The following is a 23959-nucleotide window of genomic DNA, read 5'->3' as shown; positions in this document are numbered from 1 at the left end:
GTTTATCGAGGCAGCCTGAATTCAGCTGGCTTGCGATTTTGAATATAATTTCTTGTTTTTCTTAAAAAGCGTTCTAGTTTAAGGGTTAGGCGTGGTTGCTGAAAGGCAACCCGATAAAACTCATCATGATGATTTGCCAATCTATCTTTATATGATTCACCACCTCCCATAAAGTCATAAAGATCCAAGCCTTTATCCATATACTCTTGTATGCATAAAGCATGAGAAAGAAGGCCAGGTTTAAGTTTATTGTCACTTTCAAACTTAAGTGCGCTTAAATAGAAATAAACCCGCGATTGATAAATAAAGTTATACAAGTATGCGATGGGCGCCTCGCCAACATCGATGCGAATAATATCGACAACACCTTGCTTAAAACTATTTCTAATAAGTTGTTTATGAAAATCAACAAACGTCGGATTGGCAAAGCCGCTTTCTTGATAACCGCTTCCCCAACGCTGTATGTGGATAGGAGCAATTTCATCCAGAAATTCAAGCGCTTGTTCTTCGCAGGTGGCATGCTTAATGGTTACTTCACCGAGTTGCTGATAGGCCTTTAAGCTTCGTCTTATTTGCGCTCGCGCATTTTTGGAAAGCGATGATAGATAGTCTGAGTTGGACTCTCTTAAGCTGGCAAGATTAATATGGTGCGCTCGCGTTTTCCAGGTTGTGTAAATAGGCAGTTGAAGCGCTTTTGCAAAGTTGGTTATTGTACCGCTATCTGCGACGCCTATAGCAAGTTCGTCCCAGTTTTTTTGAGCTTTTAAATAAGTGAGCATTGCGGCTCTGGCAGTCTCTTCAAAGGCCTTATGTAATAAGAGATCGTTAAACTCAATCCATTGTTGGTCATTATTCGCAACACCGGTTTCGTGAACGATACATCTGTTTATAACAAAACCATTGCGCCTTATTTGACGCTCACAACAAAGCGCCAGGCCAATGGTTTGTTCAGCTTCTTTGGCTCGCAAAAGAAAGGGTTTTGTGGCGCAGGTTTCAAGCCATGCTTTAATCCAGTGCCAAGACAAAAAAAATCGATGCGAGGATGCTTCTTGCAGTTGTTGCCACTGCGCTTCTAACTCAGCAAGATCAATATCGTTAATGATATCGACCTTGACATTTTTTGCGTTGGCATGCATTGCATCAATCTGATTAACCCTTGCAGACGAATTCGGCATTCTTATTATGCGTTTCTCTCAGGGTGTTCAACCAAAAATGGGCCCATCGCCAAGTAATCGAGTTTACCTTGTAAAAAGGCTCTAACGGCATCTTCTGGTGAGCACACAATGGGTTCTTCATGCATATTAAAGCTTGTGTTAATTAAACTCGGGATGCCACTGATTTTGTGATATTCAAACAGGATATCGTAATAGCCTTGATTAACTTCCCGTTTGATCAATTGTGGCCGTGCGGTGCCATCAATGTGAACAGCCGCTGGGCAGTCGTTTTTCATCTTATCGGTACAGTCAAAAGTAATTGTCATAAATTCGGCTGCGTGCTCGGCACCTTTGATATTGTTATAGCAGGCTTCTCTGTGTTCAAATAATGTTACAGGTGCAAAAGGCATAAATTCAGTGCGACCTAATCGTTTATTTAACCACTGGTTCACTTCTGGCTCTCTTCCGTGATACATGATTGAACGGTTTCCTAAAGCTCTGGGACCATATTCCATTCTTCCATCAAATCGAGCCACAACATTCCCGTCGTGAATCAGCTGAGCGACCTGTTGGGCATAGTTTTCCGGCTCACTGTAACTTAGGTTTGCATCGTCCAGGGCTTTTTTCATTTGATCAGCGCTAAAGTCAGGTCCGCAATAAGCATTTTCAATGCTGGGTCGGACGCCTTTTGAACTTAGATAAAGCGCTGCGCCTGTTCCACACCCACCATCGCCCATGTTTGGATAGACGTAAATCTCGTTTACGCCATCGACTTCAAAAATACGTTGATTCAGTTTTACGTTAGCGGTTACACCACCGGAAAGCACGACTTTATCAATACCGGTTTTATTCACCCAGTATTCAACAAAGTCTTTCGCAACAAGTTCGAGTACCTTTTGATAGGCTGCGGCAACGTCAATCTTCGGAAATTCAGATGCTAGTAAACGAGACAGATAAATATTGTTAGCCTGATAAATTTTGAAGTCTCCATTCTCTTGATGAATGCGACTTAGCAACAGTGGCGTTAATATATCGGGATCACCATAGCTGGCTAGTCCCACAATTTTTCCTTCGTGTCTACTTGGTTTAAAACCCAAGCTAGAGGTGACATGTTCATACATCGTGCCAAGCGAGCTTGGATATTTCACACCGTGTACGCGCTTGATTTTACCTCCCTCAGCGATGCTTACAGAACCTGCTAAACCGGTTCCATATCCATCGAGGGTAATGCAAAGTGCGCGATCAAAGCCGCTAGTCAAGTACGCATTCGCAGCATGTGTCATATGATGGTCCAAGCGAACAAGCTTGTCTTTAAGGCCCAGTTTTTCAAGCCCCTCTAACAATTGCTTTTGATACGCTTTATGACCTTCTTCCGCGACTTTTGCCCATTCTTGTGAACCGTCTAAGGCCGCTTTAGTTGAGAGCGAGCCACTTTTGCCAGCAACATTGTAAAAGGTTTTATGTAAGATGCTTTTATCCATTTTCTCGTTCGGGTCTTTTAAACCATGGATAGCATCTTTACGCTTGGGCACTTTGGTTTTCGCTTCTTTGATCATTTGGCCAACATCTGGCGCATCAAACTGCTCAATAAACTGCTTTTCGTTTTCGAGGTTTTTAGTGAAAATTTCTTTTTCTTTATCAGCCTCTAAAAAGGCGTAAGCAACTTTGTCAATATCTTTTACACTTAATCCAGTATACTCAAGGGCCTGCTCTACAGCGAGATACGGAAATCCATCTTGCTGTTTATTTCTTGAAAATCGCTCTTCGCCAGCTGCAAATAATATTTCGCCATCCTTGACGATTGAAACTGTTGCGTCTTTATCTAAAGGGGAAATTCCCATAACAATCATTGTTACTTCTCCATCATTTTGTATATTTGAGCTGGCGTTGCTGCACGCCCATTAAGTGTATTAAAAAAGAAATCAAAAAAACGTTTAAACTTGTCGAGGTAAACGTGTTGGTCTTGTTTGCTTTGTACATACTCCGTGTGACCCGGAACGACCGTTGGGCTATGAAAGCTCCAGGTGAAAACGCGCTGACCCTGATTATATAAAAAGTTTGTTAACTTTATGTGTTCGTCGCTTGTGTAACCTTCAGGTGAGAGTATAAGTCGATCCAATATATTTAAGCGAGAAAGAATTCCCGGTAGTTTGACTGCCTCGAACTTTTGGCTCAATTCGAAAATACTCGGTGCCTGCTTACCAAGCATGCCAGTAAATGCACCAGTAATAGGTATACCTAATATATGACTGTTATCAAACCGAAAGAGATTTGAGTTACAGCGGCTATAATCTGGCCCGCCATCTGCGCTATGATTGATGGGTGGGCAATACGATAAATCCACGGTAAACCCAAGCTTTTCGATGGTTTTTAAAGTGTGCGGACCAAAGCCGTATCTTCCTGCCTTATAGCTGGTTGGTGCGTCTGAAAAGTTTTCCTGTATTTTGCTGACTAAACTCGCTAGCTTTTTGTACTCAATGTCTTCGGGTAAATTGCCCGGATACATGTTGGCCACCGACAGCTCTTCTATCATAGGTGGAGTCACCCAAGGGTGGAGATGCGCTCCTATTTCACATTGAGATTTATTTTTGAAGTCTTGAAGTATTTGATAAGCATCTGGTTTAGATGCGATAGGATAGTCAACGACATAGCAGGGTGACAGACCATATTCAACACAGATATCGTGAGTCAAATGCACATGTTGCATATGTGAAACGCCGGTTTCGTTTCGATCTGGTGGGGCTGTCCAATCAAATTCTTCTTCAGTATCGACAACAACAATCAGTAATGGTTGTTCCAATTGATTCTGATGCAATGCTGATCCCTGATGCATTCGATGCATATAAAGCGTCCTCTTTATGCCCTTGCTGTGCTCTTTTTCTGCACTTGTCGCGAAGGTGTTAATCTAATGCACAGCGCAGTATAAATCAACTTACTTGCAATAGGCTATTACGTCGCTTCTGCGCCTAGTGCTTCACGTTTTTATCACCACTTGGTGATAAGCTAATGAATGCAGTGTTAAAACAAATGTTTGCACTATCGCTTATCCCAAGTTGAGGTTACTATAGCTCTGACTTTTTAAATAAACAAAACGATGCGATAAATGAACTTGGCTGTAATTAAAAGAAGTGCGAAATTTTTAGCTCATTGGTTTTGTATCTTATTGATACTTCCATTTTTTTTAAGCTTTATCATCTTCAAAGTTTTGGGGACTGCAGATGCGTCGTTGTCGGCGCATAGTCAATTTTTAAGCCTTTTTCCGGGAAAAGTTGGTGCATACCTGCGCGCCGCGTTTTACCGATTAGCATTGCGACATTGCGATGCGCATGCGCTTATTTCTTTCGGCACAATTTTATCCCAGACGGATACTTCTATTGGTTCAGGGGTGTATATAGGCCCACAGTGCAACATTGGTAAATGTGAAATTGGGAACGATACCTTGCTTGGAAGCGGTGTGCATATTATGAGCGGCAAGCAGCAACATAATTTTGAAGATTTGAACACACCAATACGAGAACAGGGAGGCGCCTTTTCTCTTATTAGGATTGGAAAGGATTGCTGGATTGGAAACGGCGCGCTTATTATGGCGAACGTTGGCGACAAAAGCATTGTCGCAGCAGGAAGCGTTGTGACATCAGATGTGCCTGCAAAAAGCATTGTTGCAGGCAATCCGGCTAAAGTTGTTAAATGTCGTTAAATAAGTTTCTACTGATTCACAGTTGCTAAAGTTTCTTGCACAACCGAGTTGTTTGGTGAAATAGACGCTGCTTTACTCGCGTATTCGCGCGCGCGCTGGGTTTGATTTAGCTCGTGCAGTGCTAGCGCCAGATTATTTAACGCAACAATATTGTTAGGCGATAATTGCAACACTCGTTCGTAAAGCCTAACAGAGGCCCTAGCGTCTACCAACGTGGCTAGCAGTAAAGTAGAATTAAGCGGCATGCCGTTTGATTCATTAAAATCTCGTAGTATGGTTAGCGCCTCTTTTGTTCTGTTCGTTTGCACCAAGAATTGAGCATATTCCACAACTGTTACTTCTGATGGAGAGCGTTGGAATGCTCGTTTAAACAGGGGTTCCGCTTTATTGATATCACCAATATTGAGGAGAGATTTTGCCTTCAATATTGTGCCAGCTTGGGAATTTACTGTCAGTTCATCAACTTTTTCGATTGTTTTCATATAGTTGCCATCTGCAAAGTAAGCCTTGGCAAGTTGAAGGTGAACTTGGTTATTATATGGATTATTGGCACCAAACTGTTCCAAAAACTTAATGTTCGCTTCAGTTAAATTTAGTTTTTCAAATGTTTGAGATAAATTGAGGGCTTCGTCAACTTTAAGATTATTCAAGCCAGACACTTGCTCCAGTACTTTTACCGCTTTATCGTTCTGATTGTTTCGAATATAGGTCTCAGCGAGCGTATAGTAAAACGCGGGCGTCTTTCTGGCTTGCTCATTTAACTTGGTTAAAACTTCAATGGCGGCTGAAAACCTCTCGTGCATACTGAAGTAGAGCGACAGTGAAAGAGCATCAGCAACACTTGAGGTGGGATTGGAATATATTCCCCGCACACGTTCACTTAAGTTCTCATTTGTTCTTTTCTCAAGCGCAACGAGTTGCTTGAGCATATCCAAGTTATAAGGCGACTCTGCTAACTCGTTAATCACCACACTTTTGGCTTTAGCGTATTCTTTTAATTGAAGATATGCATAGGAAAGTAATTGAGAGCCAACGTAATTATTAAAGTCAGCAGTTAAAGGTTCCAGCAATGAAATGCTATCTGTAAAACGGCCTTGCAAGTTATAAATTTCAGCCAAGTAAAATTTATTCTGAATATTGGACGGCTCATTATCAATCCAAGACGTAACTTCTTCCTCTGCAGCTTGATATTTATCCTCTGCAAGATAACTATTTACGATATTACTTTTAACCAACATGATTTGTTGATTTGAATACAATTCAGGATTTTTCATGCTTTCCTGCAAAATTGCTCTACTAGCCGATATATTAGATTCGATTTCCTGTTCTTCAATGGGAGGCTTGATTAAATAAAACTCTACTTTAGCAATATCAGAAGCTTGGTCGTCTAATTTAGCGTTAACTAATAATTTGCTGATTTCATCTTGTTGACCAGCTACGTTTAAGCCTCCTAGTACTCTCGAAACAAACTCTATGTCGTTTAAAGATCTAATTTTATTCTTTTCAATCGCGGCAATTTCTACGTCAGCACTATTGGCCTGTGCTCTGAGGTAAATAAGAAGATCGTGATATGGCGTGCGTTGATTTATGCCAGATAAACCACGCTCAAGCTGCGAAATACTTTGTTCATAGTTGTTCAACTGAAAGTTAATTGATCCTGCAATTAAGTAGTTAGCTTTACTGGTAAATCCTGCACTTATTGCTCTTTCGATATATACCTTAGCATTTTGAACATCGTTTTTATTTAGCAGGATAAGTGATTTGAGTTGGTTAGCGATCGCCTGGTTTTTAGATTGCGCTAAAATCTCATCAACGGTTATTTCAGCTTCGCTCCACAGCTTAGCCTCAACAAGTGCAGACGCAAGCGATAATTTAAGTCGACTAAATTTCGGACGCAGGCTAATAAGATTCTTAAAATAATCTGATGCCTTTTTAAATTGTTGATTGGTAAATAGCATATTTGCAGTAATATGAGTGAAAAGCCAATCCTGTTTTGCTTCATTGTATGCTTCAACAATCTTTAATAAATCGTCTATGTACTCTGGTTCTTCTTGGTTTTCAGAAAAGCTCTGTGTGGCATCGAACAGGCTTGATAAAACTGGAGGAGTGCTCTCTTGTTTCTCAAATTGACTTAAATACTTTAAGTCGCCTTCCAGTCTTGATTTTACAAGAGAATAAATAAACTGAGCATGCTGACCTGTATTTTTCTCTTTGCTATCCAAGCTTTCCCAAAAGGTGATCAAATCCTCCATTTGGCCTAGCATATAAAGCGTTTCCATTCGCTTTTCTGAAGAAGTTGTTGAATATGAACCTGTAGTTTTTAGATATTGATGCTCAGCTTCCTGATACTTTCCTTGACTTGCAAGAATGTCAGAAAGAAGCCTCCTGGCTTCATCAGATTCGCTGTTTTCTGTTAAGAAATTCTTTAGAAGTATCTCAGCTTTGTTATATTGTCCTTCTTCTGAAGCTATTAAAGATTCAGATAAAATTTCTTTTTCGGATAAATTGTTTCCACAAGCGAAGAGAAAAAGTGTAAACGATGTTAGTAAAAATACCTTCTGGTAATTGAGCATGAAACCTCCTATGTTTCTCGCAATCATAATTCACAGATAAAAAAAAAGCGACATAAGTCGCTTTTTTTAATATTTGTTAAGCTGATTTATTTTCGATTTCTGCGAGCGCTGAAACCCATTGCAATCAAACCTAAACCGATCAAACCAATCATTGAAGGCTCTGGAACAAAGCGAACGTTAGCTTCACCTGAGAAATCTTGTAATTCAGTGAAGTTTGTGAAGTCGACTTGCGCAAAGAAGTCTTCCAAGTTACCAAACGATATTAGCATGTTGTAAAAAGGATCAGGAGCAGTGAAGAATGTTGAACCTACTGCAGTTAGACCTACATCGTCAGAGCCCAAGCTGAAAGAAGCAGAATCAACATCACCGTTAGACTGACCTGAACCAATTGTGGAGCTAAACAGAATATCGTCGTCTGCAGTTTGCCCAGCACCGAATACTACGTTATTTAAACCAACCAAACTTGATGCCAAGTTTGAATCAGTATCGAAGTTTCGGTCAATCCACAAGTCGATGCTACCGTTCCAATTACCCGTTTTAAAATCAGGACCGCCTTCAAGTAATTGACCGTTGATATTGATGATCGCATACATGCCGTAGTCGCTTGCTAAACCAGTTCCGCGGGCAATGTCACTACCGCGTCTGAAAGACGTGAAGTCTAAAAGTACAGTAGCGTCGAATGAAGAGTCTGGATTAACCATAATTACTTCATTATAAGGACCAGTAAACTGAGTTAACCCTGTATTTACATTCGAGCCGATGCTTGATGCGTCGAAGGTAAACGGAAGACCTGTGGTAGCAGAGGCTGCCATGGACGCTACCACTAGTGAAGCGGCTAAGGTCGCTTTTTTAATTTGTTTCAACATTTTCATTTCCTTTATGGTTTCGTTGCTTTCAAAGTACCTAAGCACGCACAATGCCAACTTTTCAAAGTATTGATTTTTATGCGATAAATGTTGATTTGATATGTGGTGTTTTCAAATGTGTTAAAAATATCGACACCTTTTTTAGTCTCTGGGTGAGATGAAAAACGTGCCGATATTCGTTTCTGTCAGTGCTTTTTAAAATCTCGAGTAACTCTCGTTTAAAGCTACGATTCTATTTACGATACTGTTTTTTTAGCAACTGCAAACTTGATTTTTTGAATGGGGCCTGCATTCCCAAATGGACACCATGAAGTTACAAATTTATCCCTGTAAGCATCAAATTGCAACACGCGAGGAGCTGTCACCACTTTACCTCTTCCCAATACTAGTTTTACTACATTAGAACAAAGTAACCCAGAGCATAGCTTTATCGCCATTGGCGTAGAAGGGCCGCGTTGCTCTTTAAAATTCGCAGCACTTGGGTCAGCTAAATATTTTGTATGTAGTAATGCTGGCGAAAGGCCAATCAATAGTTTAATGAAAGATTCTTCTTCGGTTTTGCTCTCACTAAAGCGATAATATTCATCAAACTTCATCGAATCTTTGGTAAAACATATTAACGATACGCCAAAGCCGAGGGGAGCTGCCAATAAATTCGGAATACCGCGATCCTGGGCTGCCTGATAGACCAGCTTTCTTGCTTTTAGTGCGAAAAAATCAATGCCGTCAACATAAACTGAAACACCATCGAAAAACGCATCGATGTTTGATTCGTTCAAACCATCCGGGAACTCTGTGATTTTAGCATTTGGGTTGATGTCGCGTATCATGCTCGCCATTACATTGCATTTTGGCTTGTCAACCGTTGACATGAACGCGCCAGCCTGACGATTAAAGTTATGCACTTCAAACTCGTCAAAGTCTGATAAGTGAAAATTTTCGAAACCCATTCTCGCAAGGGCAAGGGCATGTTCACCGCCGGCGCCACCCAAACCACCTATCGCGATTTTGGTATTCTTAATAGTTTGTTGCTCTTGCTTGGTTACCCAACCAATGTTGCGAGAAAAAGCTTTGTCGTAGTCAAACATCGCATCTCCTAAAAATAAATTGCCGATAGTCCTTTATCGACTCATTCGGCAATTTATTAACGGAAGCATTTGATATAAATTAACCACTCAAATGTCAGTTAGTTAATCGTTTTAAGAAAGTCATTTAACATAAACTTAAATGAAGGCTTAAGATTTTTCAAGAAGTCCTCAAAATCAATGTAGTAAGGAACTCTTCTGCCAACATACTCAAATTCAGGTCCTATTTGTTTCATTGTTAGACCGACAACTTGCATACTTTTACCCAAGCGAGGATCTGCCATGAAGTAAATATGTTTTCGACCTCTATTTTTGAACATAGCGGTGCAAGCCATATATAAACCAACAGCGATAAATGGGAAGCAGCGCACGTCGTTTTCATCATACAGCTCAACGTTGATTCCAGTGCTTTCGGCACATGCAGCCTTATCTAATCTGCGCTTTCTAAACACCTTGGGTATAAGAATACGCGACACTTCGGCAATTTCATTGCGGTCAAAGTTACTTGGCAAAGCTGATTTATCTTCGATGTAGTCTAAGCCTTGCTTTTCAATCGGAAGAATTTGATCCGGTTTTTCAGGCATTATCAGGCGAACACAACCTGAATAGTCTAGTGAACGTCGGTGTTGTATAAGACACTGCTCCGCGTACGCATCGTAAGTGTCACACTCTAATCTTGCCGCATTGCCTTCAAATATTTTGATTTCTTCACAAAACACTTCGTGTCGAATTCTGTAAGCGCTTTGTAATTGTTCTGCAGTTTGCGCTCTAACAGCAGTAAAGTGTTTTGTGAAATGTTCAAATGCCCATTGAGCTTCTTGCTTCATATGGTTTTCGTGCTGTCGCAGTCGCTCAATGCGCTGGCGCTTCGCTTTTAATCTGGCTGCCCGTTCAGCTTTTTCCAATTTTTCTTGAACGGTTTTGTCTAAGCTTCCCGCTATGTTCGCCGACATCCTTTCCATTGTATCGCTGTCTGCTTGATGCGACAGTGATGATTGCGCTGAATGATAAGATGTTTCTAATAACATGGTACGTCTCCGGCTATCTCGGAATTTTAGTATACCCAGGGCAAATCCATTTAGCGTATGGGAACGGTTTAAAAGGTATAATTTTGAATGGGAAGTTTGAAATGTGACAATATCACTATGGGACTGTTGCCGAAAAGCAACAGGTTTATCTTCTCAATTCTCTACGATACTACATCGAAGTATATGAAAGTAAAGTGCTTTTTTTCAGTGTAAATACACTACCTAAGTATAAATTAAAGTGCTGAATCTTGAAATTGAAACTGTAAAGATAGAGTAAAATCAGCTATTTATTTTAAGTTTCAATGCTCAAAAATGCCTAAAGACTCGGCAATTTAGTATGGAAAAAAATACGAAAATTTCAGGTTAGTTGATTTAAATCATGTCTTTTCGATGTTTAATTTTTCTTTTGGTGAACAAAACAAGGCAATATCGGAGTTGAAATCATTTTAAACAAATTAAATGTTTTCATTTATGCGTGTGAAATTTGCAACTTTTTTAATTTGCTCGAGTATTCTTTTGATATTATAAAACTTGATTAAATATTAGGCTGTACGTACCATGAGGTGGTGCTTGTTGGTCGCACAGGGAGTCACATCACCTATTTTCATACCTTAAGAATGGATACTATGTTTGATGAAGATTGATTTTAAAATATCACGTTTAGTTAGTAGCATTAGTGCAATGATTGCTTTGTTAGCGATAACAAGCATCTCGAATGCATACCCAAAACTATCGCAATTATTAAAAGAAGTGCAACCAGGTATCGTTGGTATAGGTCTTTACACGCCCCTTGAAAACAAAAATCCGACCTTAATGGGAACCGGATTTGTCGTTGGTGATGGCCATTATGTGGTGACCAATTATCATGTGGTCTCTAAAGAATTGAAACTTGATATTGTTCAAAATTATGTAGCGATGGTAGGTAAGGGTGAGCAATATAAAGTAGCGAAACTTGAGTTATTGGCATTTGATCCGGTCCATGACTTAGCGCTTTTGAAAAGTGAGCAAGCTTTGCCCGCGCTTAAATTGGCATCAGATGCCTATGTTGATGAAGGTAGCGATATCTTTTTCACAGGCTTCCCACTCGGCGCACTATTAGGGCTGTTCCCTGCAACTCATCAAGGAATTGTCGCAGCGATTGCGCCAGACGTTAATCCTGCCCGTAATGCCAATGAATTAACCATGGAAATGCTTAAACGCCTGAAAAAGCCATTTCTTATTTATCAATTGGATGCGACTGCTTACCCTGGTAATAGTGGAAGTCCGGTGTTTGATCGCGAAACAGGCGAAGTGATTGCTGTAATAAACAAAGTGTTTGTAAGCTCTGGTAAAGAAGCTGCTATTTCAAATCCAAGCGGCATTAGTTATGCAATACCGGTCAGGCATTTAAGAAAACTAGCCAAAGACAACGGGCTTGAGTTATGATGCTGTCAGTATTTTTATCACTGTTGTCATGCTCGTTTTGAGTTTTATAATAAAATCATAATCTTACATTGTGGTGTGAAGATTGCATTCGCTGTTGTTAGTTAAAATATTTGGTGGTACTAATGGAACAAAATAAATCTCAAGAAACGCAAGTAGATAAGTCTTCTACCGCGCAGGCAATCGAAGGACGCCGTAAATTCTTGCGTAAAACTGCCGCTGGTGCACTTATCGCATCTATCCCAGCCAAGTCGGTTTGGGCAACTAACGGATTAACCAATTCAATTGTGGCATCTGGTCATGGCTCTGATTTTGCGGGTGGTACTTCATTGGTTTTGCGTCACCCAGACCAATGGTTACACACAAGCAGCGACACTTCGTGGCACAACATAACTTTTAAAGATATGTTCGGTTCGAAAACTATCGGTACGAATAAAAATCCGAAGCTTAAATTGATGTTTAGGAAGGACCGGGATGGAAATTACATTCATGGCGGCCCTGCGAATATAAATGTGCTCCTTGTTTCGGCGGTGTTGAATGCAATGTATCACGACGGTCATAACATCATTTTTCCAGTAGTAAGTGATAGGGGAATGCACGGCCAGGCAAGACCAACATTTAGAGATATTGAACAGTTTAAGTCGAAAATGTACGCGCTGGCATCTGCATCTCCACACGATGTTGCTAGGGAGTTATCGGACCTCCACAGTTACGGAACGGTCAGCCGTCTCTCGATTTAGCTCTCAATTTTTAGAGCCTTTAGTTGATGTTTACATTAAAAAAAGGGATGCAACTGCATCCCTTTTCTGATCAAAGCGGTCTCAGCATCTATAACCCATTTACAACAGAAATCATCACACTTCGAATAACATTAACTCAGTTTGAATCGTTATTGCTTGATAGCGGTAAAGCCTGTGCCGAGCATGCAGAGTTACATCACGTGTTGAATGATTTGAGTGAAAAGGGAATAATCGAAGCCAGTCCATCGCCTGCACGTAGTAGTTGAGAACAGTGAAAAAGCGGTCTTTTCAATTATTTTTATCTCCCTTTGTTTTTCAAATCCAAACTGACATTGAATTGGTGCTTGAAAACGCCAGGCTTATGTATGGAGAACGCTTTAAAGAACGCGTCGATGATGAGCAATTCGTTGATTATTACCTGTCAATTGTTAAAAGCAGCGGTGTCAGACATTTTTACAAACCTCAAGCACGCTTTTTTTGTGATAGCAGGGAGCCTTTTAAGCCCTTAAGGCTAAACCAAGCGTTTGCCATGCTCGAGTGGGGAATGAACTGGACCATTGCATCTCATGAACTTCAGTATTGTATTGTGCATAGCGGAGTTTTGGAAAAAGACGGGAAAGCAATATTATTTCCGGCCCCACCGGGGTCGGGTAAAAGTACCTTAACCGCGTTTCTGGCTAACAATGGATGGCGCTTGCTTTCAGATGAGATGGCCATGATATTGCCGCAAACCAATCAGGTTATTCCTTTTGTTCGTCCAATTTGTTTGAAAAATCAATCCATACAACTGGCAAAAAACTGGTTTAGCGGGGCGAAGTTTTCAAGCATTGCAAGAGATACGCATAAAGGCGATGTAATTCACATGGCGCCAAACTCTAGCGCTTTTAAGCAAAATCAGGTGCCGGCTAAAATTGTTGGTGTTGTTTTTCCGCAGTATCGGCCGAATGCTGAACTGGCAATTTATCAGCTAGATATGGCCGATGCATTTATGCAACTGGCTCAGAACACCTTCAACTTTAGAGTGCTAGGAAACTCCAGTTTTACAACACTTACGCAGTTGATTGAAACTATTCAGAGTTTTGAAATACATTACAGCGATTTAGAAGAGGTCGAAGCTTTTTTACGGGAGGACATCATTGAACGCTCGTCTTAGTGTAAGCGATCTTGTAACGCTGTTTTTAAGGCCAGAAAGTGTTTTGGATTACTCGCCATCTCGTTTGTCTAAGGCAATCATTGTTTTACGGGAGCAACGGGTACTAGGTCGATATTGTTATCGCTTTGAGCAAGCTGGAGTACTTGAGAAGCTTGATGAAAGAGCGCAGCGGCATCTCAATAATGCGATGCAAGTGGCGCTCCGTCAAAAAGAGCAAGTATTTACAGAGGTGGAAAATCTCATAAAAACGCTTAAATCCAGTGCTGAATATGTCATATTTTTGAAAGGTACAGCATATACCATGTGCGGTGCATCTATTGGCGAGGGGCGCATATACAGCGACATTGACTTGCTTGTGCCTAAAGGTGACCTGACAAACTGTGAGCAGCGTTTGGCCATTGCCGGTTGGATAAGTCAGGCGGTCAATGACTATGATGACAACTACTATCGTAAGTGGGCGCATGAAATCCCGCCTATGGCGCATGGTCAAACGGGAACTGTAATTGATGTGCACCACAACATTGTACCCGTTATATCTAAAGCTTCCCCCAATATTCAATTACTGACTCAATATAAAGAAGAAATTGCGCCAAATATTTTTGTATTGAACGCGCCTGCTCAACTGGTTCATGCAGCGATTCATCTATTCCGCAATGAGGACTATCGCGCAAGTTTTAGAGATCTTACTGATTTGTATTTAATGATGGAGAATCAGCCGGATGATTTTTTTGAACAAGCAATTTACATTGCCAGTGAAATCGGCTTTAAGAAAGAACTCGCGCTTGCGTTACGTTATGTTCATCAATTGCTTTGCTTGCCCCTTCCTGCAAAAGCGCTGGCTTTGGCACAATCACAAACGAATATTAAACAGTCTGTAAATGATTGGATATTTTCTTCAGTGTTGCTCCCGCAGCACGACCTTATAGAACAATCACATACTCCCTTAAAACATACATTGGCGATGATGAGGGGGCACTTTTTAAAAATGCCACTTCATATTCTTATTTATCATCTGACAGTGAAGTCGTGTCGCGGTATACTTGAATCGGTATTCGGTGAGCATATTTTTACGCCAAAAGACGAGATGCCAGCCTTGCAGGGTGGGCAGGCGCAGGGAAAAAGCGGAAAAGCCAAAACGCCTTAGCAGGTTTTTCGTTTCAACAAACAGGATAAGAGGAATATACGTGAAAGTTCTAGTGACAGGCGCAGCTGGTTTTATTGGTGCTCACACGGCGGTTAAGTTGATTGAACAAGACCTTGAAGTTGTGGGTATCGACAATATTAATGATTACTATGATACAAACTTAAAGGACGCACGACTCGACTGGATTGCCGGTCAAACGAAGGCGCATTTATTTCGATTTATTAAAATGGATATTGCCGATAGAGATGCCATGGAATCGCTGTTCAAAGAAGAAAGCTTTGATAAGGTCATTCATTTGGCTGCGCAGGCTGGGGTGCGTTATTCAATAGAAAATCCGCATGCCTACATTGATGCCAATATTCTTGGTTTTATGAATATTCTGGAAGGGTGCCGACACAATCAGGTTGAGCATTTATGCTATGCGTCAAGCAGCTCTGTATACGGTGCCAATGAGAAAATGCCATTCTCTACGGATGATAACGTCGATCATCCCGTTTCTCTCTACGCGGCAAGCAAAAAGGCCAATGAGTTAATGGCCCATACCTATAGTCATCTTTATGGCCTTCCTACTACCGGCCTTCGCTTCTTTACTGTGTATGGGCCGTGGGGCCGACCTGACATGGCGCCTTTTAAATTTACCAAAGCAATCAGCGAAGGTAAGGCAATCGATGTTTATAATTATGGCAATCATAGACGGGACTTCACCTACATCGATGACATTGTGGAGGGAGTAATTCAATCCACCATGCATACCGCACAGCCAAACCCTGACTGGGATGGAAAAGCGCCAGATCCGAGCAGCAGTAAAGCACCATGGCGGGTATATAATATCGGCGCGCAAACGCCCGTTCATTTATTAACCTTTATTGAGACTATTGAAAAAGCGCTTGGTAAAACAGCCGAGAAAAACATGCTACCCATGCAGCCAGGGGATGTTGAGGCCACCTACGCTGACGTTGAGTCTTTGGCGAAAGACGTTGGATATAGACCAAGCACAAGCTTGGAAGATGGCATTAATAAGTTCGTTTCCTGGTATCAAGCATTTTATAAAGAAGCTTAAAACGCCTGAGAAAATGCCTCATTCGAAAGTCGCACTCAGGTAACATCGCTTTGAGCACGGAAGTAATAGTCGGACAGGGGACAGGATAGCAATGCGTCCAAAGGCATGGATGCCTTTGGTCGAGCGGCCATGGATGGCGAAAAGCGCCATTGCTATCCTGTCCCCTGTCCGGCTATCGCTGAGTGCGAAAAAGCGATGTTGCCTGGGTGCGACTTATCTTTAAGATAATTGCAAATCCACAAACTGTTTGTAGGTCGCATTTGAGTTGTAAAGTTCTTTATGCGTGCCTTGCGCAATGCATTGTCCGCTTTCAAGCACGATAATTTTATCGGCATTTAGCACTGTAGAAAGGCGATGCGCGATAATTAAAGTTGTTTTTTCCTGCATCAATTCATCAATAGCTTGTTTTACCAGTTTTTCACTGGCTGCATCCAAGGCGCTTGTAGCTTCATCGAGTAACAAAATGGGTCGGTTTGCCAGAATAGCGCGCGCTATTGCAATGCGCTGTTTTTGTCCGCCAGAAAGCTTTACGCCTCGTTCACCAAGGTTCGTTTGATATGCTTGGGGGAGCTGCTCGATAAATTCATGAGCATGAGCCATTTTAGCGGCCTGCTCGACCTCAAGCATGGATGCATGCGGATTGGCAAAGGCGATGTTTTCAAACACATCAGTTGCAAATATGACAGGGTCTTGTGATACCAAGGCAAAATGTTCGCGCAAAACCCTTAAGGGTAGAGATGAATGCGCTTCCCCGTTAATGTGAATGCTGCCTTTTTGAACATCATAAAAGCGCATCAATAAGTCGAAGAGTGTGGATTTTCCAGCGCCACTATGACCAACAATAGCGACCTTTTCTCCCGCATATACCTTAAAACTTAAGCCTTTGATAACAGGGGCGCTGTCGTAGGCAAATTCGATTTTCTCAACTGACACGATAGGGTTCTGTTTACTTTGTTCTGCGCTTTCTACAACTTGTGATGATGTGTGGGGCGCATTGTCACTTGAGATATCCAAAATATCTGATTTTTGAGAAAGTAAGTCCAGTATGCGCTCGCTTGCACCGGCGGCTTTTTGTAGCTCTCCAATCACCTCACTTATCGTGGCAATCGCACCGCCAGCCAATACGGCATAAAACACAAATGCCACTAACTGTCCGTGACTGATACTTCCCTCAATTACCGCCATTGCGCCTAAATATCCGACAAAGAAAATTGCGCTTAAACTGATCAACATAACCGCTGAAATGAGTAAAGCTCTGTAGTGTATACGTTTACTTGCCGCTTGCATCACCGCGTCTATCTTCTCTGCAAACTGCAATTTAGAACGCTCTTCGTGATTAAAAGCTTGCAATATATGTATTTCGTGAAGGCTTTCATCCACAATGCCGCCAATATCCGCCACTTTATCCTGGCTTTGTTTTGAGTATCGCCTCACGCGCGCGCCAAGCAATCTTATAGGTGCGAGTATGAACGGCACTGCCACAAAAACAAATAGCGTAAGCTTGAGGCTGGTAAAACCCATCAAAATCAATGCTCCTATAAACATAACACTTGAACGCAGTGCCATTGACACGCCTGTACCCACAACCGTTTGAAGTAATGTTGTATCGCTGGTAAAGCGGGAGATGATTTCTCCTGTTCGCGATTGCGCGTAAAAACCGGGAGATAAAAGCACCAGGTGATTGAACAAGGATTTTCGGATATCGGCGCTAACTCTTTCGCCTAACCATACCATCAAATAAAATCGCACGTACGTGGCAATGCTTCCGATAAAGACCACGGCAAACACTACCCACATAGCCTGAGTCAGGATAGCTTCATTTCCGGCAACAAATCCTTGATCAATAACATACTTGATGCCCTGGCCGAGCAAAAGCCAGGTTAGGGAACTTACTCCCAAAGCGCTTAAGGCGCCTATGACTTGCCATTTATAGGGCTTTAAATGTGTAAAAAGCCATTGCAAAATATGCGAGGAGCTATATTTGTTTTTAGTCTTGCTTCGCTTTTTCTTTTCATTTGACCTTGAAGAGTTGATGCTTTTTGCTCCCTGTGTTGATATTAACCGACGTTGCCAGAGAAAGTCTTTAGCAAAATGCGAGAAGGCCTTTGCCCGAACAATGAATTAAAGACAAACAAAGCTATCCATCAAAATAAAGACGCTGCAAGCTCGTCCATGAGGCGCTTGACGAAAAACATCCATGTTTTTCGACACTTTATTTTGATGGATAGCTTTGTTCATCTTCCCTATTGTGTTTGAGCAAAGGCCCTCTCGCATTTTGCTAAGAATTACTCTGGTATACGTGATGCTGTAACACATTCAATATGGGGTTATTTAAATGTTTTCCAATCGATATCGGTAGAAAGCAAAAGTTCACGTAAACTAAGCGCGCGAGGCATAGCTTTGCCTTTTGGCATCCATCTGTGGCCTGAACAGGCAGCAACAAAAATCGCTTTGCTTGGTTTGAGCAGTAAATAGCGAGTTTGCTTGGGGACAATTTCAAAATATTCGCCGGTTTTAGAAAACCAGCCAAATTTGTTTAGATGTAATCTGTCTGAAGCCATCATGTCGATGCTGTCAAGCTCAATATGTTCCTCGCCGAGATGCTCGACGTAGACCGCGACTACTGCGCCGTATCGAGCATTTTCGCTAAACCATTTGATTGTTTTGTCAGTCGATTGCGTGGCAATAGGGCATTTGCCTGCCTGTTTTGCTTGCCAGGAGCCGTTGTGTACATCTACATCTATAGGCGCATTGCCTTCGAGTAAATGCATTGCTGCGTTTTTCACATGATGGCTTAAGCCTTTGATCTTTCGTTTGAGCAAGGCGGGATCTGAAATATTCGAATTGGCCAGGTTTTGCAGTTCACGTTCATAAAGGGCATTACTTAGCTCTGCAAAATTCGGGTATTTTGCAGCCAAATGAAAAATATCTGTTTGATCTTTAAATTCCAATGCCATTTTGTGTTCGCTTGCCGCTTGAGACGCCTTCTTTCGCTATAAAAAAGTCACTGATAATAGATGTTGGCGATAAATCGGATTTAAACCGTAAAAGTAAAAAGCCGCTTTGCTCGGGATTATAAGCAAAGCGGCTAAGCTTTTACATGTTTTTAAACGCGTAAGGTGCTTTATTGGCCTTTTATCTCACTTCGACCCTTGTATGCAACCGCATCACCTAGTTCGCCTTCAATTCTAAGCAACTGATTATACTTGGCAACACGATCAGAGCGGCAGAGAGAGCCGGTTTTGATTTGCCCTGCTGCAGTACCTACGGCTAAATCTGCAATGGTTGCATCTTCAGTTTCACCAGAACGATGAGAAATGACCGCAGTAAAGCCGGCATCTTTTGCCATCTTTATAGCATTTAAGGTTTCAGTAAGAGAGCCAATTTGATTAAACTTGATCAAAATGGAGTTGCCCACGCCGTTGTCGATGCCGCGCTTGAGGATTTTGGTATTTGTAACAAACAAATCATCACCCACAAGCTGTGCTTTGTCGCCCAAAATTTTGGTTAGATATGCCCAGCCGTCCCAGTCGGATTCGTCAAGGCCATCTTCAATAGAAACAATGGGATATTGCTTGGTAAGGTCGGCCAGGTAATCACTGAAACCTTCAGAATCAAATGATTTTCCTTCTCCGCCGAGTACGTATTTACCATTTTTATAAAATTCAGAGGCAGCGCAATCGAGCGCAAGTGTAATGTCCTCATTCATTTTATAGCCTGCATTTTCAACCGCTTCTACAATAACGGCCAGAGCTTCAGCATTTGAGGTAAGATTAGGTGCAAATCCACCTTCATCACCCACTGCAGTATTTAGACCTTTTGCAGATAGTACCTTTTTCAACGCATGGAAAATTTCAGCCCCCATACGCAGCGCTTCTTTAAAGCTTTTAGCGCCTACGGGTTGCACCATAAACTCTTGAATATCAACATTATTATCAGCATGCTCGCCACCATTGATAATATTCATCATTGGCACGGGCATGGAGTATTGTCCCGATGTACCGTTAAGATCAGCAATATGTGCATAAAGCGGCTTGCCCGCGCTGATAGCCTGCGCTTTAGCAACAGCAAGTGAAACCGCTAAAATGGCGTTAGCACCTAAATTTTCTTTATTCTCGGTGCCGTCTAAATCAATCATAATTTGATCGATTTTGGCTTGTTCGTTGGCTTCTTGTCCAATCAAGGCGTTTGCAATCTTATCGTTAATTGCGCCAACGGCTTTTAGTACGCCTTTACCCAAGTAACGAGATTTATCGCCATCACGAAGTTCCAAGGCCTCTCGAGAGCCAGTTGATGCACCTGACGGTGCAGCAGCGCGGCCCATTGCTCCGCATTCCAAATATACATCGGCTTCTACCGTGGGGTTTCCGCGTGAATCTAAAATTTCGCGTCCAACAATTCGGCTTATCTTGGCCATTCTTTCCTCTTCCTCTTGTTCAATATATTGTTTGAATTCAGGGGCATTGATGTATTTCGCTCAAACCTTAGAACGTTAAATACAAGCAATGCTAATCGATGATTCTCATGCGTTTTATATATCTAGATGTATATTTAACGCTTTTTATTATGCTCTGCTGCTGCCGCTATAAAACCTGTAAATAAAGGGTGCCCGTCGCGAGGGGTAGAATTAAATTCAGGGTGGAACTGTCCGGCTACAAACCACGGATGATTTTCAAGCTCAATGACTTCTACCAAGCGCTTGTCGGTCGATAATCCGCTAACCGTTAATCCTGCATCCTCTATCTGTTGTCGTAAGTTATTATTGACTTCATAACGATGACGGTGACGTTCATATATTTCAGTCGCGCCATACATTTTTGCCACTTTACTGCCTTCTTTAAGATGGCAAAGCTGACTACCAAGACGCATAGTACCACCTAAATCAGTCGAAACATCTCTGATCTCTGTGCTGCCGTCAGCATCTAACCACTCTGTAATCAAACCGACGACCGGAAATGGTGTGTCATGATCAAACTCTGTACTATTTGCTTTTTCCATTCCTGCAACGTTGCGGGCAAATTCAATGTAGGCGATTTGCATGCCTAAGCATATGCCCAAATAAGGCACGTCATTTTCACGAGCATATTTTGCAGCTGCAATTTTACCCTCAATACCGCGCTCGCCAAATCCACCGGGGACCAGAATAGCGTCAAGTTCTTGCAAAAGCTGAACGCCTTTGCTTTCTATGTCTTGAGAATCGATATAATGAATATTGACGGTTTTGCGGTTTTTGAGTCCTGCATGTTTGAGCGCTTCATTTACCGACTTATAGGCGTCTGGTAACTCAACATATTTGCCCACCATACCCACGTTTACTTCACCTGTTGGATTAGACTCGGCGTACAGTACTTGTTCCCACTCGCTTAAATCTGCCTCCGGACAGTCAAAGCCAAAGCGCTTAACAACCAGCTCATCCATCCCCTGTGCTTTTAATGCAGCGGGGATACGATAGATGCTGTCAGCATCACGTAAAGAGATAACGGCCTTTTCATTAACGTTGGTAAACAGGGCGATTTTTTGTCGTTCATTATTGGGAAGCGGGCATTCAGAGCGACACACCAAAATATCTGGCTGAATACCAACAGAGCGCAGTTCTTTTACACTGTGTTGCGTTGGTTTGGTTTTTACTTCACCAGATGCCGCTAAAAAAGGCACCAAGGTGAGGTGCATGTACATGGCGCGCTCGCGACCAATTTCGGTGCCAAGCTGACGAATTGCTTCAATAAAAGGTTGCGACTCGATATCACCTACTGTACCGCCAATTTCAACGATGGCTACATCATTACCTTCAGCTCCCGCAATAATGCGGCGTTTAATTTCGTTGGTGATGTGCGGTATTACCTGAATAGTGGCGCCTAAATAGTCTCCGCGACGTTCGCGTCTAAGCACCTCTTCATATACGCGGCCGGTGGTAAAATTGTTACGCTGGGTCATGCGCGTGCGTATAAAACGCTCATAGTGGCCTAAATCCAGGTCAGTTTCAGCACCATCATCGGTAACAAAAACTTCGCCATGTTGAATAGGACTCATGGTGCCTGGGTCAACATTGATATATGGGTCAAGTTTGAGCATGGTCACTTTTAAACCACGGGCTTCTAAAATGGCGGCGAGTGAGGCAGCGGCAATACCTTTTCCGAGTGATGATACAACACCACCTGTGACGAATATGTAGTTTGTCATGTTGAACCTAGCGTTAAGCGTTTAAATGATGTGCAAATCAATAAAAAAAGCATCTTTACAAGTAAAGATGTACAAGCTGAGATTGATTTACATATTCAGTGAAAAGAACTTCACCTTTGTTGGATGCATAGTATACCTAGAAGATGACCCTTGAGTAAATTACAAACTGCGTTTTCTTGTACTTCAAGACAAAGGACTTATTGTGCTAGAGTCAGACAAGCTGTTTTTGCGCGCTTTAATCAAAATTCTAAACAGAGATAAAAAATGAACATAAAGGCTTATCAAACCATGAGCAAATGCTTCGGGCTCTACTTAAGCATTTGCTTTTCTCTCACGCTTCTTGAAAGTGTAAACCTCGTTAGCGCTGAAAATTTATCGAACCCGTCTTCAATAAGTATAAAGGTCTCGCCGGCTGAAGCGCAGAATAAGCAAGTACTCGAGCAGGCGGGAAGATTACACATTGTATTTTCGCGCTCTGACGAGGAAGCGCCGCGATTTTACAGTGCATGGCCAACTCAGAACATCGAGCCTTTATTTGCAATTGATCTTAAAAGCCTGAACGAGCAACTGATTTTAACTAGCAACATGCTAGGTGGATTTCCTCACAAGCGATTAGAAGATTTGCCTGCAGGCGAGTGGTATGTGCAAGCGATTTACGACACTAATACGCTTGATTCTGGCATCAATTCACCAGGCAATTATTTTAGCGATATTCAAAAAGTAAGCGTAAAAGAAGGCAGCGAATTTACCCTGCAATTAACGTTAAACGAGCAGATCCCCCCTGATGAATTACCAAAAGACCAGCCCTTACTGAAATTTGTTAAATTGAAAAGCGAAACCCTCAGCAAATTTTGGAATGAGGACATGTATTTACGAGCAGGGGTAATCTTGCCTCGCACTTACTTTGATAAGCCTTTAGCGCGCTTCCCGGTATTTTTTGACATAGGGGGGTATGGCTCCCGCTATACTCGGGCGCAAAGATTGTACGAAAATGAAGACTTTCAGCGCTACTGGCAAGACGAAAACACCCTACAAATGGTCATCGTCTTTCTGGATGGTGAAGCGCCTTTTGGTGACCCTTACCAAATCAACTCCGCAAACAATGGCCCATATGGTGATGCAACTTGGCAAGAATTACTTCCCTATTTAGAAAGTCAGTTTAATCTTGTTGATGATATGAAAGGGAGATTTGTAAGCGGTTGTTCCACTGGCGGCTGGGTAAGCCTAGCTTTACAAATTTTTTATCCTGACCTTTTTAACGGGGCCTGGTCTTACAGTGCTGATGGCGTTGACTTTCGCTATTTTCAATTAGTCAATATTTATGAAGACGACAATGCTTTTTTTAACGAGCACAATCAGGAGCGTCCGTCTTTTCGCGAAAAAGACGGCGATGTGATTTTTTCAATAAAGCGTGAAATTAGCATGGAAAACACGATGGGGCGTACAAACAGCTTTGTGACATCAGGTGGTCAGTGGGGCGGCTGGAACGCAGTTTACAGTCCCCGTTCAGAGGATGGATTACCGCTTGCTATTTGGGATCCTGAAACTGGCAAAATTAACAAAACGGTAGCCGAGGCCTGGAAAAAATATGACTTGCGATTGCATACCGAGAAGAACTGGCCAAGCTTAGGTCCAAAGCTTGCTGGCAAGCTTCATATCTGGATGGGCGATATGGATAATTTTTATTTAAATAATGCCATGTATTTTTTTGAGGATATGCTAAAAGCACAAAGCGAACCTGCCTACGATGCCGAATTTATTTTTAAACGCGGAGTAGGTCATTGTGATTATGATTCACTTGAAATGCGCAAGCATACTATTTCGCAAATGATGAAACGCTTTGAGGCCAATAACTAA

The 23959-nt window shown here is 42.0% G+C and carries 19 protein-coding genes; 8 read left to right on the top strand and 11 right to left on the bottom strand.

Annotation, left to right across the window (positions count from 1 at the left end; translation table 11 throughout):
- Positions 1–2: 2 nt before the first annotated feature.
- The 3 genes from D6V41_RS11790 to D6V41_RS11780 are packed head-to-tail and all read right to left on the bottom strand — an operon-like array spanning position 3 to position 3996.
- A complete protein-coding gene (locus tag D6V41_RS11790; RefSeq protein WP_136251722.1) occupies positions 3–1175 on the bottom strand; it encodes a GNAT family N-acetyltransferase in 1173 nt (390 codons plus the stop codon).
- Positions 1176–1180: 5 nt separating this feature from the next.
- A complete protein-coding gene (locus tag D6V41_RS11785; RefSeq protein WP_136251721.1) occupies positions 1181–3004 on the bottom strand; it encodes a carbamoyltransferase family protein in 1824 nt (607 codons plus the stop codon).
- A gap of 2 nt (positions 3005–3006) precedes the next feature.
- A complete protein-coding gene (locus tag D6V41_RS11780) occupies positions 3007–3996 on the bottom strand; it encodes a polysaccharide deacetylase family protein (RefSeq protein WP_241664530.1) in 990 nt (329 codons plus the stop codon).
- Between the two features lie 384 nt (positions 3997–4380).
- Here D6V41_RS11780 and D6V41_RS11775 point away from each other — a divergent pair, with 384 nt between their 5' ends.
- Positions 4381–4851, top strand: coding sequence for an acyltransferase (locus tag D6V41_RS11775; protein ID WP_338324261.1), 471 nt, complete (start codon positions 4381–4383; stop codon positions 4849–4851).
- 8 nt (positions 4852–4859) lie between these two features.
- On the opposite strand, the gene D6V41_RS11770 is transcribed toward D6V41_RS11775, so the two are convergent.
- The 4 genes from D6V41_RS11770 to D6V41_RS11755 all read right to left on the bottom strand — a co-directional run bounded on the left by D6V41_RS11770 (position 4860) and on the right by D6V41_RS11755 (position 10403).
- Positions 4860–7424, bottom strand: coding sequence for a tetratricopeptide repeat protein (locus D6V41_RS11770; RefSeq protein ID WP_168711019.1), 2565 nt, complete (start codon positions 7422–7424; stop codon positions 4860–4862).
- Positions 7425–7510: 86 nt separating this feature from the next.
- Entirely contained in the window at positions 7511–8290 is a 780-nt protein-coding gene (pepA, locus tag D6V41_RS11765; RefSeq protein ID WP_168711018.1) for a flocculation-associated PEP-CTERM protein PepA, read from the bottom strand.
- Between the two features lie 236 nt (positions 8291–8526).
- Positions 8527–9378 (bottom strand): ThiF family adenylyltransferase, encoded by an 852-nt coding sequence (locus tag D6V41_RS11760; RefSeq protein ID WP_136251717.1) that lies wholly within the window; start codon positions 9376–9378, stop codon positions 8527–8529.
- Positions 9379–9476: 98 nt separating this feature from the next.
- A complete protein-coding gene (locus tag D6V41_RS11755) occupies positions 9477–10403 on the bottom strand; it encodes a PEP-CTERM/exosortase system-associated acyltransferase (protein WP_136251716.1) in 927 nt (308 codons plus the stop codon).
- A 633-nt stretch (positions 10404–11036) separates the two neighbouring features.
- On the opposite strand from D6V41_RS11755, the gene D6V41_RS11750 reads away from it, so the two are divergent.
- The 6 genes from D6V41_RS11750 (at position 11037) to D6V41_RS11725 (ending at position 15922) form a co-directional block, all read left to right on the top strand.
- Positions 11037–11828 carry a S1 family peptidase gene (locus D6V41_RS11750; RefSeq protein WP_136251715.1) on the top strand — a complete coding sequence of 264 codons (792 nt, stop codon included), beginning with the start codon at positions 11037–11039 and terminating at the stop codon, positions 11826–11828.
- Positions 11829–11941: 113 nt separating this feature from the next.
- Positions 11942–12565 (top strand): hypothetical protein, encoded by a 624-nt coding sequence (locus D6V41_RS11745; protein ID WP_421907807.1) that lies wholly within the window; start codon positions 11942–11944, stop codon positions 12563–12565.
- 26 nt (positions 12566–12591) lie between these two features.
- Entirely contained in the window at positions 12592–12831 is a 240-nt protein-coding gene (locus tag D6V41_RS11740) for a hypothetical protein (protein WP_136251713.1), read from the top strand.
- 5 nt (positions 12832–12836) lie between these two features.
- The gene (locus D6V41_RS11735) at positions 12837–13718 is read left to right on the top strand and encodes an HprK-related kinase A (RefSeq protein WP_136251712.1); all 882 of its coding nucleotides are present in this window, start codon (positions 12837–12839) and stop codon (positions 13716–13718) included.
- Positions 13702–14862: a nucleotidyltransferase family protein gene (locus D6V41_RS11730; protein WP_136251711.1), complete on the top strand. Its 1161-nt coding sequence runs from the start codon at positions 13702–13704 to the stop codon at positions 14860–14862. Before D6V41_RS11735 ends, D6V41_RS11730 begins: the two co-directional genes overlap by 17 nt.
- A 40-nt stretch (positions 14863–14902) precedes the next feature.
- Positions 14903–15922 carry an NAD-dependent epimerase gene (locus tag D6V41_RS11725; protein ID WP_136251710.1) on the top strand — a complete coding sequence of 340 codons (1020 nt, stop codon included), beginning with the start codon at positions 14903–14905 and terminating at the stop codon, positions 15920–15922.
- A 219-nt stretch (positions 15923–16141) separates the two neighbouring features.
- Here the strand turns inward: D6V41_RS11725 and D6V41_RS11720 are convergent, their stop codons facing one another.
- The 4 genes from D6V41_RS11720 to D6V41_RS11705 form a co-directional block, all read right to left on the bottom strand.
- A complete protein-coding gene (locus D6V41_RS11720; protein WP_136251709.1) occupies positions 16142–17887 on the bottom strand; it encodes an ABC transporter transmembrane domain-containing protein in 1746 nt (581 codons plus the stop codon).
- Positions 17888–18249: 362 nt separating this feature from the next.
- Positions 18250–18879: a hypothetical protein gene (locus tag D6V41_RS11715; protein WP_136251708.1), complete on the bottom strand. Its 630-nt coding sequence runs from the start codon at positions 18877–18879 to the stop codon at positions 18250–18252.
- Between the two features lie 167 nt (positions 18880–19046).
- Positions 19047–20339, bottom strand: a complete 1293-nt coding sequence (eno, locus tag D6V41_RS11710; RefSeq protein ID WP_136251707.1) for a phosphopyruvate hydratase — start codon at positions 20337–20339, stop codon at positions 19047–19049.
- Positions 20340–20473: 134 nt separating this feature from the next.
- On the bottom strand, positions 20474–22102 hold the full coding sequence (locus D6V41_RS11705; RefSeq protein WP_136251706.1) for a CTP synthase: 1629 nt from the start codon (positions 22100–22102) through the stop codon (positions 20474–20476).
- 288 nt (positions 22103–22390) lie between these two features.
- Between D6V41_RS11705 and D6V41_RS11700 the strand changes: the two genes are divergently transcribed.
- Positions 22391–23959, top strand: a complete 1569-nt coding sequence (locus D6V41_RS11700; protein WP_136251892.1) for an alpha/beta hydrolase-fold protein — start codon at positions 22391–22393, stop codon at positions 23957–23959.

This window comes from Ningiella ruwaisensis, assembly GCF_004798935.1.
Taxonomy (GTDB): Bacteria; Pseudomonadota; Gammaproteobacteria; order Enterobacterales; family Alteromonadaceae; genus Glaciecola; species Glaciecola ruwaisensis.
This window is presented reverse-complemented; position numbering and strand designations above follow the sequence as displayed.

What these genes read in the sequence shown, in the direction of transcription:
- D6V41_RS11790 (WP_136251722.1), bottom strand. Translation starts at nt 1,175, where the DNA reads ATGCCGAATTCGTCTGCAAGGGTTAATCAGATTGATGCAATGCATGCC.
- D6V41_RS11785 (WP_136251721.1), bottom strand. Translation starts at nt 3,004, where the DNA reads ATGATTGTTATGGGAATTTCCCCTTTAGATAAAGACGCAACAGTTTCA.
- D6V41_RS11780 (WP_241664530.1), bottom strand. Translation starts at nt 3,996, where the DNA reads ATGCATCGAATGCATCAGGGATCAGCATTGCATCAGAATCAATTGGAA.
- D6V41_RS11770 (WP_168711019.1), bottom strand. Translation starts at nt 7,424, where the DNA reads ATGCTCAATTACCAGAAGGTATTTTTACTAACATCGTTTACACTTTTT.
- pepA (WP_168711018.1), bottom strand. Translation starts at nt 8,290, where the DNA reads ATGTTGAAACAAATTAAAAAAGCGACCTTAGCCGCTTCACTAGTGGTA.
- D6V41_RS11760 (WP_136251717.1), bottom strand. Translation starts at nt 9,378, where the DNA reads ATGTTTGACTACGACAAAGCTTTTTCTCGCAACATTGGTTGGGTAACC.
- D6V41_RS11755 (WP_136251716.1), bottom strand. Translation starts at nt 10,403, where the DNA reads ATGTTATTAGAAACATCTTATCATTCAGCGCAATCATCACTGTCGCAT.
- D6V41_RS11750 (WP_136251715.1), top strand. Translation starts at nt 11,037, where the DNA reads ATGAAGATTGATTTTAAAATATCACGTTTAGTTAGTAGCATTAGTGCA.
- D6V41_RS11740 (WP_136251713.1), top strand. Translation starts at nt 12,592, where the DNA reads ATGTTTACATTAAAAAAAGGGATGCAACTGCATCCCTTTTCTGATCAA.
- D6V41_RS11715 (WP_136251708.1), bottom strand. Translation starts at nt 18,879, where the DNA reads ATGGCATTGGAATTTAAAGATCAAACAGATATTTTTCATTTGGCTGCA.
- eno (WP_136251707.1), bottom strand. Translation starts at nt 20,339, where the DNA reads ATGGCCAAGATAAGCCGAATTGTTGGACGCGAAATTTTAGATTCACGC.
- D6V41_RS11705 (WP_136251706.1), bottom strand. Translation starts at nt 22,102, where the DNA reads ATGACAAACTACATATTCGTCACAGGTGGTGTTGTATCATCACTCGGA.
- D6V41_RS11700 (WP_136251892.1), top strand. Translation starts at nt 22,391, where the DNA reads ATGAGCAAATGCTTCGGGCTCTACTTAAGCATTTGCTTTTCTCTCACG.